Source organism: Pseudomonas frederiksbergensis, from assembly GCF_035751725.1.
GTDB classification, from domain to species: Bacteria; Pseudomonadota; Gammaproteobacteria; order Pseudomonadales; family Pseudomonadaceae; genus Aquipseudomonas; species Aquipseudomonas frederiksbergensis_A.
On sequence record NZ_CP142104.1, the window covers coordinates 1,504,056 to 1,518,015 of the forward strand.

The window sequence follows — 13,960 nt, forward strand, 5'->3', positions numbered from 1 at the left end:
AGCAGAACAGATATTCGTGGGTACCTGTGAGGTTCGTGTTTTTTTCTCCTCCTCTCGTCGAAAGAGAGCACGTCTTCAAACCTATAAAAGACGCCTTCTTTCGTGAGGTGGGCAGGCAGAATATCTGAGTGAGTACCACGTCCTCGCCAGTTCCTCAGCGTTCCTTTGCTTCGCATTAGATGTTGAGATGCCTGTGTTTCGCTTAGAAATCTGTTTGATACATAGTTGATCAGTGTAGTGTTGTGCATATCCTTTGCCCTTGGTGAATCATCATATATTTATCATAGCATATGTATAGTTTGATTTTTATGGTCGATTGTAGTGCCGGCTTCGCCGAAGATGACCAGGAGGTTATGGAGTGTGTTGCTTGATTACCACTTCCTCATATTTATATATAAAATAGGAAGAAGTGGTAAATTTATCGGATGATTCCTAACCACCCACTGGTTGAATTCTGCGAAGCGGGTATTACAGATAACTAGATTTCCATGAGCGAACAGTAATGATTGCAATTTGATGTCGGTGTGTTTTGATAAAAAATTAAATTTTTCCGCTTTTCTTGTTTTGGTGATGAAAAGAGGTGTTATTATAAAAGTGTGCAATCTTGCGCTGCGCTGGAGATGCGTAAAATTATAAAAAAAGGTTAATGGCAATGAATAGGCTTTATGGGGGGTTAGATCAGGAGCATATAATAAATGAACTAAATTCTTCGGTGATTCTAGTAGGTGCTGAAGAGCTTGAGGGCGAAGTCCTGACTTATGTGAAAGCAACCGAAAAAAATCTTGAAGTGGTTGTACGACTTTATTCAGAAAAAATCAGAGGCTCAGGAAGGTCTGTGTCGATCTGCGTTTCGGCAGATAATTACGCTGAGCGTTATGATCTTGCGCGCGCTTACAGTGCTGGATTGTACTTTATCAATGGTGCCCATATCGAAAGCTTAAAAGGCTTTTCGTCGTTTGAAATCGACGAATACGCCGCTAGCGCTGGTGCGCTTAAAAATGGAAAGCGATTTATTGAGTCTATAGCGCGGCAAGTTCCATTCTTGATTACTCGCGAAAAAGCTTTTGAGAAAATTACAGCGGCGATGATGTGTTGTGAGTTTGCTGATTTAGATGAGGCACTAGAAGGCGCATCTAATTTTTTCAAAAAAACGGTTGATAGAGACGTAAGAAGATATCAGCAGAGTACGAAGATAACCACTGACTCACAGATTGTTGCCCACTTTTTAACGCAGAAAAAGCCTGGCCCCGCTGCTTCTGAGGAGTTGGAATCATACGCTAAACGAATCTTTGTCGAGGGCGGAATCCATGTGCTTGGAGATGGTCTGGGGAAGGGCAAAACTCTGCACGTCATCAGGAATGTTATTGCGGATGGCATTTTATCGGGAAAAAAACCAACATTTCTTACGCATCGTATCGCAGTTGCACGCTCAAATGCGATCAGTGATCTCGTTGAACAGTATAGCGATGAAAAGATCGAAGGCAGAGAAGATCAACTACACGCACTGTCTCTGATAGTTAATAAGTGCGATCACGAGCGCTACAAACCACATCTCGCCCAAAGCGACATTCTTGTAATCGATGAAGGCTCTCAAGTCGTGCGTCACCTTATGCAGAAAGGCTTTACTGGAGATCGCTACAGCGTTTTTCACCAAATTGTTTCTCTTATGAAAACAGCTCGCTTAGTGCTTGTGTGCGAGGCTTTCGTCAATGATGTTCTGATGAATTTCATAAGGCTGGCTGGTAGGCCAATTCATTATACTCAAGGTTTAACAGATTATTCTGGAGTCAATATTTGCCTGGCTTCTGTCGAGTCAACACAGCGTGAAATCCTCCGCTCGCTGACTGCGAATAGAAGAATTGTGGTCGGCACTGATTCTCGGAGAATTGCAGAAACTGTCGCTAAAATCGCAAAAGACCGGGGTAAGCGCGTTCTCCTTCTTACGCAGAAAACGAAGGATTACCCAGAGGTCAGAAGGTTTTTGGATAATCCGAACGTCGAAGCTAAAAAATATGATGTTTTAACGCACAGTCCTTCAATGCAATCATCTGTTAGTATCACAGAAACTCACTTCGATGATCATTTTTGTATTTTTAATGGGGTTGTAAGTGTTGATGATGCTAAGCAATTTACTCGTAGGGATAGGACATCCGAGAAAATAACAGTCGGTATTTCTTCAATAACCACATATTGTGTGGAGAGGAAGGGTTGCATTGAGTTATTCAATGCCAGTGGTGACACTATCTTCGACAGTATCTCCATCGAGTGCATCAGGTTACGGTCTCTTGAGAAAAACAATTTCCAGCAGTGGCTTTCTCTAAGCTTTGAGCTTGATGGTTTTACCATCACCCGCTTAGGAACAGAACAAGACGCTGATGCAGAGGCCGTAAAAATCTTCAAGAACGGTCGTAAGGAGGTCAAAGAAAAAGTTATTGCAGGAACTGTTAATGCAGGTATAGCTGCATTAATAACTGGGAATGAAGACAGAATCAAAGGTGTGCTTAGTGACTCAGATTATTATCATAACCACTTCTTGGCGGTTGTTGATGCTACCGGTAAGGCGAGGGAAGATATCAACGAAAATGATATAAAATTCTATAATGAAGGCATCGGTGTGCCAAAAATACGTAACATGGCATGTTGGGTTCTGGATGAAACCGATTTTGAAAAAATGAAATCGCATGACGAGTCGATTGGAATTGATTCTAAACACTATCAGTTAAGCAGGAGGATGATCTCGGGTGCTTTAGACCGGCTGGGTATCGACAAAGAGGGAAGGGGGATCATTCATTCCCATGGTCTTGAGGAGACATGTGCGTTCATCCTCCAAAACGAATTGAATTTTAAGCAACTCCGGCTCATCAATACAAAAATCAATGTTAAGACTGAGCGCCAGCGCTACTCTATCGTCACAGAATTGCTAAAGTCACTTGGATTGTCGAAGGTCAGAGTGATGATCGAAGGAGTGCGCGTCTATAAGCTTTGTCAGAAGAGGTATCTGCAAATGCTGTCCTATACCGACAGGAAGAGGCACGTTGAACTGACTGTAGTTTCATGGGATCAAGCTGAAAAGGTTCAACAGATAATCGAGTGCGATCTTGATTTAGGAATTGCCATGGATGATTGTAAGCCGATCACGCAAAAGCTAAGGTTTGATCAAAAAGCTTTAAATAATAAATGATATAATAATGATGTGGAATTGGATGGCCTACAGTCTGCGCATCTCCGTTGTACATGAACCTTGCTAACTCCTTACTCACCCTAGTGGTATTTTTACGGCCAAATCGGTTTTTAACTACTCAAATAAATAGGTTACATAATATGTACTCGGAAAGAATATTTGTAGGGATTGACCCAGGCAAGAAGGGTGCAATCGCAATTTTACGTGAAGACGGCTCTTTGCTCGATCTTTTCGATATGCCGCTTGAGCGGTTTGAAAAAATAACGCGTGTTGATGTCATTATGATGGCCGAGAAATTGGCTCGGGCACTTGTTGGCAAGATCGGCATTGTTGCTATTGAGCACATTCATATGCCTGCCAATGACGCTATTCGAGACTTTAGCTTGGATTCGTCCTATAGAGTTGCACTTAGCCTAGCGGAAAGCCTTGGTTTTAAGGTGGTATCAGTCCGCCGTCAAGAATGGAAAAAATCACTGGGTATTAAGGGGGTGGATAAACAAAGGTGTAGTGAATTAGCCGTTCGATTGTACCCCGAGGCAAAAATTACAACTGGGCGCAGGAACAAGCACGGAGAGTTGGGGGTTAAAGATGGCCGCACAAATTCGCTTTTGATCGCAATTTCTGGAATGCATAATTGCAAGTGACAGGGATGAAGAATCAGCTATGAGCGAAGGGGAAACCGTTAAAGAATTTTATCAGTGTTTTTTGTCGCGCCAGTCGCGTGCTCAGCTAGATCAAAAGCGTGGCCGTTTGCATTATTGTCTGCTTGACCCACACTCCGATTGTTCGTGGGCAAGGTGACGTTTGTGTGAGATCAAGGTGCTATCATCGACACATAAACTCATGTCTCTCACACCCCGGCATTTCCGGTGGTTTTCACGGATGGATTTGGCATGGATGATCTGAACAAAAACGTAGTTGGTGTCGAAGCAGCCAGTGAAGAAGTAGAGAAGAAATCACTCGTGGTGGTGAGTGCCTGCGCTGCGAGGTTTTTCAAAACCTCCCTCGGAGGGCTCACTTTTTATGACAGTAAGAAAGGCAAGGATTGGAATCTGAATTCCAGCGTTTGCGTAGATTTCGTCAATTTGATCGGTAAAAAATTTTCACGCAGCGGTCGAATTTACGGTTATGTCGATCCAGGCATCGTTTCGGCGGCTGAAAACTTCTCAAATTACTGCACCAATGTCGATTTTAATGCTTTTGTCACCGGAGTAATGGACAGGCTTTGCCATGAAGCGAACGATCCTGCGCGCCGTTCCCTCAGTGAGGGCTATGTCGTGTTTGCCCACTATCAGGACTTCCAAGAGCGTGATCATGTCCTGGTTGTAATGTTGGGTAAGAAGGGTGGCTATGATTTTGACGACAACGACAACCTTACCCCTAAAGGCACGGAAAGCTTAAACCTCCAAGACTTCAGGCAGGCTGCATGCATGGATCTCACCGCCTTTGCGTCTAGTTTTCCCGAAAATAAAGGAGAGGCATATCTCTACTTCATTAAGGGAAATTCCAAGAGCGAGTTTTTCAACGCCGCCCTGGGCTGCTCCGACTCGATCCCAGGCAAGGTATGCGTCGACAACCTAAAGAGCGCGCTGGCAGCATATTTTGTTGAGGAGGTGAAGGACCTATCGGCAGCCGATAGGCGAAAAATCCACACCCGCGTTGTCAGTTACATTGAAAACAGAGCGGGGGAAAGGGTGCACCTTTCGGAAATTCAGCGTGAAATCGACAAGTGCTTGCCATCAAAATCCCCACACCATGGCGGGCTCATGAAGTTTATTTCTGAAAACTCAGAGCGTTTCAAGGTCAGTGAGGAATTCCAACCCTCAAGTGTCACTGCGAAAAATATGGGTTTCGTCGACGTCAAACTACCGTCTGGAGATTTTGACGGGCGCGTCAAGCTTGATGCTGTGGCCATTGGTGACAAGGGCGCTGACTTGAGCGTTGATAAGGATTTCGTTTATCTGACGATAAAGCTGCCAAGCGATGTCTCGGAAAGGCTAAAAAGCATAGGTGCAGAGAACATTTGAGGGTGCACGGATGCTAGACAAGATCTCACTGGATGACGATCAACTGGTGCTCAATGCTGAGGCGCTGGACGACGCAGAAATCAATGATTTTCTGACTCGACACGGTTGCGAAAGCCCCCAAAGTCTGGAGCGCATGGGCAATCATATTTATCTTATGACGAGCGCTGCGTGGACTGATCGCTATATCCCTTTCTTCGCTGATGCGGAGGCTCTATGGCATGCGGTACGGACTAAGGCGACAAAGCCCGAGCACCACTATGTGATCGGGATGGATGCGCAAGGGATGGCGTCATTCAATCTCCGGCTGGGTGTGTATTTCTCATTGCGCTCAATGCTCAAGTCACTTTGTCATCACGAAGGTGATGAGACCCAGCCGATGAAATACGTGTTTTTCAGCTCTAAGGAGTCGTTCCTCACGAAGCAGGAAGTTCGGTACGCAATGAGCTACACCGAGTTGATGTCGATTGATGTCGACGAGGCTGGGGCTAAGCGCGCCAAGACGCTAGAGTCGGCTGTCGGCGAGGAAGATGATGTCCACTGCGATGAGCGGCGGCACGTTATGCGAGAAGCTTTGATCGAGTTTTTCAAGGAAGAGGACAGCCGAAACATCAAGTTCTTGATGTCCTCGCTGGGCAAGTTTTATCAAGGCTACACCGAGCGCTACAAGGTTTATGTAAGCAAGTTTTCGGTGAACAAAATCTTGGCCGGAATTGAGAGTGAGCGCGTTGGATTTTTATGCAAGGTCCAAGACGCGATCATGGCTCAGCAGACCAAGGCATTTGCGATTCCAGGCGGCGTGGTCGCTGTAGGTGCAATCCTAAAGTCTACGACTACCGGCTGGGATTTCTTCGTGGTCTTTGTTGGCCTGTTGATTTCGACATGGATGATCGCGTCCCTCAACAGCAACGTTATCGGTCATATCGATTTGCTAGGCGAAGAGTTTGAGCAGTCGGTATCCAAATACGATGACGTGGTCGTGGGCATCGACGAGGTCAAGGAAGAGATTAATCGCTCCAGATCCAAACTTTCAGGCTCATCATCTGCGGCGAAATCCAGGCTGCGCACGTTGACCCGAATATCTTGGCTGATTCTTGTGTTGGTGAGCCTCGTGCTATTTGAACGTGCCCAATTGATTTAATGTCGGAATCGAACCTCAGGTTTATAACGTACCGCGTTGTTACTAGGCTTAGAAAATATTCAGTGGATCCATCCTTGGCATTGATGAGAGCGAGATCACGACGCTGATAGGGGCCTGTCATGCAGGCCCCTTTCGTTAGCGTCCCGGAGGATGATTTCTGGACCTATGCTAGAAGCCTTCAGCGAAGACGGGAGTAACTTCAAACCGGCTATTTTCCGATAGGATAGAGTACCGCGTAAGAAGGAATTGACGATGACGAACCTGCGCAAGGACAACCATTACGTACCGAAGCTCTATTTGAAACAGTGGTCGCATGACGGTCAAATCCCCACATACCGGCTGTTAGTCCCCAACGAAAGTTATCCTTTGTGGAAAGAACAGTCTCTTAAAGGTATTGCTTTTCAACAGCATCTCTATACTTATTTAGCGGGACAAGAAGAGACAGATGAGTTTGAGCGGTGGCTCGATAGGGAGTTTGAGAATCCGGCGCAAGCAGCGATCGAACGCGTCATTAGTGAGCAGCGTCTGTCTCCTGACCACTGGAAGAGGTTAGTGCGTTTTGCTGCTGCTCAGGATGTACGGACTCCCGCACGACTTCGAGAGTTCCTCGGACGGCAGCGCGAGGCTTTGCCATTGATGTTGGAAGATTCAGTTGAGCGCTCTGTCCTTATGATGGAGCGGGCTGACAGAAACAGCGGTCTGCTTCCAGAAACTAATGTGCATGCTGACGGCTTTCCTCTGAAAGTCTCAATCGAAAAAAAGTTGGACGGCAGTGGACTGATTAAAGCCGAAACCATCGTCGGGAGACGGCTATGGCTTTGGAATATAAGGCATCTCCTGACTAATACTTTAAGTCGCCTACCCAAACATCGGTGGACGGTACTCCATGCCCCACAGGGCATATCTTGGCCCACCTCGGACAATCCATTAATCCGCCTGAATTTCCATGACGCTAAGAACTATGATTTTGGCGGTGGTTGGGGAGTTGAGAACGGGGAGATACTTTTGCCCTTGAGTCCGAAACACCTTCTATACACTTGCATTGGTAAACGCCCTTGGCACCGAGGTAAGAGGCTTGACGAAGGGACTGCTCAACTAATGCGAAAGATCATCATCGAGCATGCAGATCGCTACGTCTTTTCTCGGGACCAAAGCGACATTCATCTTATTCGGCCTAGGACGGTATGCTCAGAAACTTTTAAACGTGAACGAGATGCCTGGAAAAACTGGCGCAGTGAACAATGCCAAGCTGAGACTGAGCTACAACACTAGCTTGATTCTTTCTCGTTTTTAGACGTAACGATGGCTGCTTTTGGCCGAGGCTGTATAAAAGCGTTTTAGAGCAGGTTTGACGGTCAGAACTAGAACGAAAATCGCGGTCCTACGCAAATTTCAGGTCTGCTGAATAGCCAAGCGCTGGCAGATTTACGTAGCAACACAGATTTCCAAACGGTGTCTGCGTTTTTACACACTCTGGGCCGATTGCTGCCTGTAGCGAAGGGCTGCAATCAGTCCATAGCTGACATTGGTGGTTGCTGAAACCCGCCAAAATTAATCCCTTGGATGTGTCTACACAACCAGGAGCGATTCACTCAATCGCTCAAGTTGAAAGCATGCAGATAGTGTATCTATGTGGGAGTATTTGAAGGCAATACATCATCAGGCGAGAATCCTTCAGTTACCATTCTTTCTTTTAATCTTAGAATATAGTCTTCTAGACACATAATTTTGTTACGCTCGGCCCAGTTAGTGTGTCCATAAATCTGTAAGCTCTGGTTGGTGTCAAATTGGAGGAATGAATTGATGTCTTTAATGGGGCTTTTAATATAGTTTGTATATATATTGTTAAATCGCTCCTTCATTAATGTGCGGGCTTTATCTTGGGAGTTGTCACCGCCTATTTCAGGGTTTCCAACCAGATAAAGAGCTAGGTACCATACCGCCTGATCAATTGATTCGCAGTATTTTTGGTGTGCTGCTGATAAGTCTGATATGGCGACGAAAGCATATCTGCTTGATGTATCGATTCGTCGAGATATAGCGTCTTCAAGAAAGTCTTTTAGTTTGGATATGGTGGGAGGTAGTGCGTTTGGTTGGATGTTTTCTTCTGTGCTCATCTCAGTTCCTTTGAATTAAATTAGTTCTTTGGATGATCGAGAAGTGCGGGAGCGTAGTCGGCTAATTTCGATAAAGAATTTATGGTGGCATCGTGTGTATAGCACAAGCTGGCTAGACCATTAGGAAAAACTCGAAACGTTTAGGCTTCATCTAAGCCTTTTGAGCACTTTTTAGCTGATACCTTCGCTCGTGACCACGGCTGCCTGTCAGCGAAGGATGCTATCGACCCAGGCTGTGTGAAAACGTTTTAGAGCGAGTTTGACAGTCAGAACCGGAACAAAAAACGCGTCCCTTCGTGATTTTTCGGTCTGCTGACTAACCAATCACCGACAGATTTTACGTAGCAACGCAGACTACAAAACGGTGCATGCGTTTTCACACAGCCAGGACCCTTTGCAGACAATCATAACTTTTGGTGAACGGCAGGCTTTAGCCTCTCCCTGCTAGCGAAGCGAACGAATTGAGCACATAGCTAGATTTTTTCAGGAGCAAGATTGTAAATATTGTTCTCAACAATCCAGTTCATATGAGCTGAAAGCCCATCAAGATCTGGGTATATTGATGAAATGTTTATTCCGTAAAAGTTTAAGTCTTGAAGGAGCGTCTTTCTGTACTCTTTTGATATGGTAATTATTTCAAGTTCTTCGTTTTCCCGCATAAGTTCATCGATCCCTTTTTTAGGATCTGAGCTTACGGTGAAAACCCCGCCCTGCCTAATTATCCGAGGAACAACTCCAGTTGGCTTAAACTTTCCCGCGCTTTTTAAATCGAATGGGCTTTTGGTTTTTTTGCTATCGAACTCCCATAGGCACTTGTAGCAAAATATTTTTGCATCTCTATCCGGGAGTTCTTCTGACACTGCGAAAAATGCAGCAACTAAAGGATTATAGCTCCAGTCCAGTAATCTAGTGGCCAGCCCATGGTGTTGAGCAATTGCAAGCCACTCCCACTCTGACTCAGGTCTTTCTTTTATGAATTCATTGGCGCGGCGCACCCACGCTTTGAAAATATTTTGTTCGTTTGATTTTGAATACGGTAAACGACCAGATTTAGGCTTTAATTCCCACGAAGGATCAGCGTGCCCCCTGAATATCCAAGCGCTATTATTTTTGTATTTTTCAAAGGCCTTATGAAGCTCTATAAAGTTGGTGATGATCATGATGGCTCGGAATTTAACTAATATAAACTGACATGTGGCGTCGCGTTTCTTAGTCGTGATGGTGGGTAGGGTAATGTCCCTTAGCGTCCTGTAAGTCCTAGTCTAGCTTAGAAGTGGTTGCGGCAAACGCGACATCGCCCAGAGAGAAATACGACAACGATGACGGCAAGCCCTGCGGCCTTCTCGATTCGAAAACAGCATCGGCGACACCCATTTGCCATCTCTGTGTCCCCCGTCCGCTCCTGGCCGATTCTGTTGAAAAAGTCCGGCTTGGTTCTTTTGGCAGAAAAGTGCGCATCTGAGATTGAAAACCTTGCGTTTCAGCAGAAGTTTCCGCACTCGGATTCACGTAGCAGCGTGTAAAAAAAAGTGTTTTTCACCCATCAATATTTGAGCAGTTTGGACAAACCGACTTTTCAACAGAATTGGCCGATAGCTGCCTGTGAGGCGAACCGGACTGGTTAACCGAATTCACCTCGACTTGACTGTTGATGGGCCCTTGGTGTGCAGTCGGTTAACCGATGTCTGATTTCTTCAATCGAGCCAGGCCTTGTTTGATATGACCGGCGTTTTCACCCATGGTCCACAGTGCGCCACGGACATTTCCGCCCACTTCCTGTGCCCCTTGCTCCTCAATCAGCAGGGTCAACTCCATAATGGCCGCCTCCAGGGCCTGCTGGTTTTCGAACAGCCTTTCCAGTACATCCGACAGTGAATAATCGCTTGGCATGGTGTCGATTCCTTTCGAGAAAGCCCAAGCATAGCAGTGAGAGTGCCCTCAATTGGAACCCGCAATAGGTTGATTGGAGTATGGGCAACTGGTAAGGCTGTCACCGGTCACTTTAGACCCAATGCGGACTTTCGGAACTCCCATGAAGCGATCGCAGAGCTGCCGCTCAATGTCGAAGCTCAGTCGCGAAAGAAGGCCCACGGCGGTACACAGCTCCAACCGCCCGTCGCCGAGCTAACCCAGCCCCGGCGTCAGCTCCAACGACAGGGCGTCATGCATACGAACGAGTGGACTAGCGGCCGAGGAAGTCTTTGAACAAATTGCGGAACTGCTTGTTCATATTGTTCTCGTTGACGAGCTTCTGGACTGGGCGCATGTAAGCGGCAGTGACCCCATAGCGTATCTGCGCTTTCGCCTTTTGTTCCTCTAAGACTCCAGCTTGAAGGAGTTTGGCCATGAACTCGTCAGTCATACCTGGTTTGGGAAACCGATACAGCTCGCTTGGCAGCTTCGTAGCAAATCCTCCCCCCACGAAGAAATAGCTGAAAAACCTCTTGATTTCATCGAGCGTCAGCAACGACTCGATGTTGGCCGCGTTCATCACCAGCGAGGTTGTCATCTCGCCGAGATCGCAACTATCCAAATCGAAAATGCTGGAGTTCATCGTCGGAGAGCAACTCTCAGCATGGATTGCGATAAACGAGCTGTAATAAAACTTGGCGTTGCTAAAGCGGCACTTTGGGAAAGAGTCGTAGCCGATTAATTTGCAGTTCCAGAACTCTCTGTCAACGAAGTGAAGCAGCGGGAAGTCACCAGAAATGAATAGCCCTTTGGTGAGTCTTCTTTCACTCGCCATCTCTTCGCCAACGATGGAGAAGATAGCTGTGCTGAAGGCGATTCGATTTAACCCTTTGCCGGCTGTTGCTGCGAAGAGGTGAAGCAGGCAACTGCATGCTGATTGTGCTGAGTCCGCCACGCCGGCCTCAGTCTTCGGGTTTAGCGCAACGGCTTTGAAGCCTGAGTAGACACTCGTGAGCAGATCTTGTACATCTTTGCGGGACTTGGCTGCGTAGAACCGACTTAACTCTTCAAAGACTGCCCCCTGTCCAGTAGCCAAGCGGGAGAAGTGCTTCATGAACAGATCGGAGGAAATTGAACGATCTTCAAGCCGCTCGATTAGCCAGAGCCCCAAGAAATAGGACTGTAAGAAGTCGTATCTATACGTGACGACCTCGTTGGCAACTGAGAGCAAGGGGTTCTTGCAAAAAATTTCGGTCACAGACGAGTTGGTAGCCGTTGCCGCAAGATAGGTATCCACCACCACCGTAAGTTCTTCTATTCGTGCGGTTCCAAAGTGAGCGCTAGAGAATTCCTTCAGGACGTCAACTAGGCGAGCCACTGCTGGCTTCCAATCTTGTCGTTCACGTTCTCGATCAATGATGGCGAAGACGAGCAGGTCGACTGCGCGAACATTGTGAGGATAGCCAGCGTCGGCCATTCGTTCCTTGATGGCCCCTTCGACTTTAAGTTGCAGCCCCGTGCTGTTGACATCCTCCTCCAACTCGCACAATGCATCTACAAAGAACGGGAGAACCGTCTCGTCTTCCATTGCTGTCGAAACCGACTGTAGAGTTTCTTGAACCCTTGTGACGATAGCTTGACGCTCTTCCTGGTGTCGTTTGAGAAACCGCTTTTTGACGTACTGGGCAACCTCATCCGAGGTGAAGCCCTTCAAATTGTAGATCGGTACTCCGTGGCGACGCAAAGATGCGACTGTCGTGCCGACGGTGTCCTCTCGCCCCGCCAGAAAGACTCGTGTCTGCCCTAGTTCAGCATTCAATGCCTTAATGGACTCCACGAATGGCACTAGCTCGAAGCTTGATGACATCATGCTCAACAGCTCGTCGATACCATCTATCAGAATCAAGAGGCTCCCGCTGATGAGCAGTAGGTCGAACACGTTGCGGTTTGACGGAACCCTCATGGGCGTAGCACCGGCGGTGGTCAGTGCCATGGAGTGCAATCCACACAGATCAAAAAGCGATGAGACGTGCGAACGCCGTAACTGGTCCTTCGGCAGCTTCTTCAGCGTGTCTGCCTCAATGAGCATCACCCTTGAGTGCTGCGATTCATTGATTTCGGCAGAGAGGCTACGGAGGAGAGTAGTCTTGCCTGCGCCCCCTGAGGCTACAAGCAAGGAAAGGGGCGGGCTATCGGCTCGACTGACGGTGCCGGCAAGATGAGCTAACGCGGGGCCTAGCGTCTCTGTCTCATTTCTGCCCACACGATACAAAGTTTGGTCGATGTAAAACGGCTCCTTGAAGGGAACGGAAAGCTGCAAGGAATCGGCATCAACGCAAAAACGACCGAGGTAGTCCTTGAACGTCAGCTCAGTAACGCTGATCTGTTGGCCCAGTTCTTCAAGCTGCTCGGCCACGTAGCCAACCTTGCCGGGAGAAGGACGAAGAATGGTCAGCGCGCGGAAGCCCTGAAGGTCCTTGGGAAGGTTTCGAATCTTGGATATAAAGTCTGCGAGCGTTTGCCGAATGTTGATGTTTTGCGTCAATAGCAACAGCAATTGTGGATGAGGCGTATCGACCCTCCACAGTTCGTACTTCACGCGACGCTGTCCCGAAAAGTCCTGTCCGCGCCACAGTGGTGTGCGAACCTTATAAAAGCCCGCGAGCAGATCGTCGGTTCTCGTGAAAGAGAAACCATCGCCTTCACTTGCGCCGCTCTCAAGCGAAACCGTCTTAGCGATGGAGGGTTGCTCGGCCGCATGATCACCAATTGATTCAAGTTGGTGCTTGAGGTCGGACAATTTTTCGGTGTAGGAATCGGTACGAGAGAAGTCGAAATAGAGACTCGCGGTCAGGTAACGCGGAACGTCTGCACCGGCTTCTCGTTTGATCGCAAGAATTCGCGTTTTTGACTTACTGGCCGATTCCGTCCAATGACGCTCTGCCGCCATCGCGGTCTCGCGTCCGACGCCGCCTTGGCGCGCATTGGCTTTTTCGGTGTAGTTCTTGGTAATGATTACCAGTACTACGTCGCTCTCGAAGATCGCGGACTCCATGTACTGATTGCGGTCCACACGGTGGTTCATGCCGCGTTGGTCGTATTCAACGTCCAAGTCTGGCATCAAGTCCGTAAGGTCTTCGGCCAACTGTTGGACCCATTGTTTATGGTCTTCCGAGTCCCAGCTGTAAGAAATGAAGATTCGCAAGTGTGCCTCCCAGGCGTTTTGTGCACGGGGAGGATACACGTTCACTAAGAAGACGTCTGGCAGGTAGGTCAGTTGGATGCGCAGGGTGCGGATGTGGGATCTTATTGTTCTATTTAGTCGCGGATCGAGGCCTTGCAGTCTGCACTCGCGTTCGGGAGCCGGGTGGTTTTGTGCCGCACCCACCCGATGCTCGTCCTTGCCGGTGTTGTGCCCGCATACCGGACGCTCGTGGTGCCTTAAAACCCAAGAAAATTCTACAATCTCGTACTGATGGTCATGGATAGACATGAGTATTCGGCTAAGAATAGAGCTTCGCGCCAAAACCTAGGTCAAAGGTTGTGAACCGGTGGTGTTGAAGGCAAAATGCTGAGAATCATAAGT

9 protein-coding genes are annotated in these 13,960 nt (G+C 47.6%); 5 read left to right on the forward strand and 4 right to left on the reverse strand.

Features of this window, described 5'->3' with window-relative positions; genetic code table 11:
- Positions 1-652 precede the first annotated feature (652 nt).
- The 5 genes from VQ575_RS06635 (at position 653) to VQ575_RS06655 (ending at position 7,618) form a co-directional block, all read left to right on the forward strand.
- Positions 653-3,181, forward strand: a complete 2,529-nt coding sequence (locus VQ575_RS06635; RefSeq protein ID WP_325919317.1) for a hypothetical protein — start codon at positions 653-655, stop codon at positions 3,179-3,181.
- Positions 3,182-3,321: 140 nt separating this feature from the next.
- The gene (locus tag VQ575_RS06640; protein ID WP_325919318.1) at positions 3,322-3,825 is read left to right on the forward strand and encodes a RuvC family protein; all 504 of its coding nucleotides are present in this window, start codon (positions 3,322-3,324) and stop codon (positions 3,823-3,825) included.
- A gap of 249 nt (positions 3,826-4,074) precedes the next feature.
- Positions 4,075-5,208 (forward strand): nucleoid-associated protein, encoded by a 1,134-nt coding sequence (locus VQ575_RS06645; RefSeq protein WP_325919320.1) that lies wholly within the window; start codon positions 4,075-4,077, stop codon positions 5,206-5,208.
- A gap of 10 nt (positions 5,209-5,218) precedes the next feature.
- On the forward strand, positions 5,219-6,346 hold the full coding sequence (locus VQ575_RS06650; RefSeq protein WP_325919322.1) for a hypothetical protein: 1,128 nt from the start codon (positions 5,219-5,221) through the stop codon (positions 6,344-6,346).
- A 252-nt stretch (positions 6,347-6,598) separates the two neighbouring features.
- Entirely contained in the window at positions 6,599-7,618 is a 1,020-nt protein-coding gene (locus VQ575_RS06655) for a DUF4238 domain-containing protein (protein ID WP_325919324.1), read from the forward strand.
- Between the two features lie 356 nt (positions 7,619-7,974).
- Here the strand turns inward: VQ575_RS06655 and VQ575_RS06660 are convergent, their stop codons facing one another.
- From VQ575_RS06660 to VQ575_RS06675, 4 genes are all read right to left on the reverse strand, one after another.
- Positions 7,975-8,463 carry a hypothetical protein gene (locus tag VQ575_RS06660; protein WP_325919325.1) on the reverse strand — a complete coding sequence of 163 codons (489 nt, stop codon included), beginning with the start codon at positions 8,461-8,463 and terminating at the stop codon, positions 7,975-7,977.
- Positions 8,464-8,936: 473 nt separating this feature from the next.
- Positions 8,937-9,623 carry an FRG domain-containing protein gene (locus VQ575_RS06665; RefSeq protein WP_325919326.1) on the reverse strand — a complete coding sequence of 229 codons (687 nt, stop codon included), beginning with the start codon at positions 9,621-9,623 and terminating at the stop codon, positions 8,937-8,939.
- Positions 9,624-10,137: 514 nt separating this feature from the next.
- The gene (locus tag VQ575_RS06670) at positions 10,138-10,353 is read right to left on the reverse strand and encodes a hypothetical protein (RefSeq protein ID WP_325919328.1); all 216 of its coding nucleotides are present in this window, start codon (positions 10,351-10,353) and stop codon (positions 10,138-10,140) included.
- Between the two features lie 292 nt (positions 10,354-10,645).
- Positions 10,646-13,867: a TIR domain-containing protein gene (locus tag VQ575_RS06675; RefSeq protein WP_325919329.1), complete on the reverse strand. Its 3,222-nt coding sequence runs from the start codon at positions 13,865-13,867 to the stop codon at positions 10,646-10,648.
- Between the last annotated feature and the right edge of the window lie 93 nt (positions 13,868-13,960).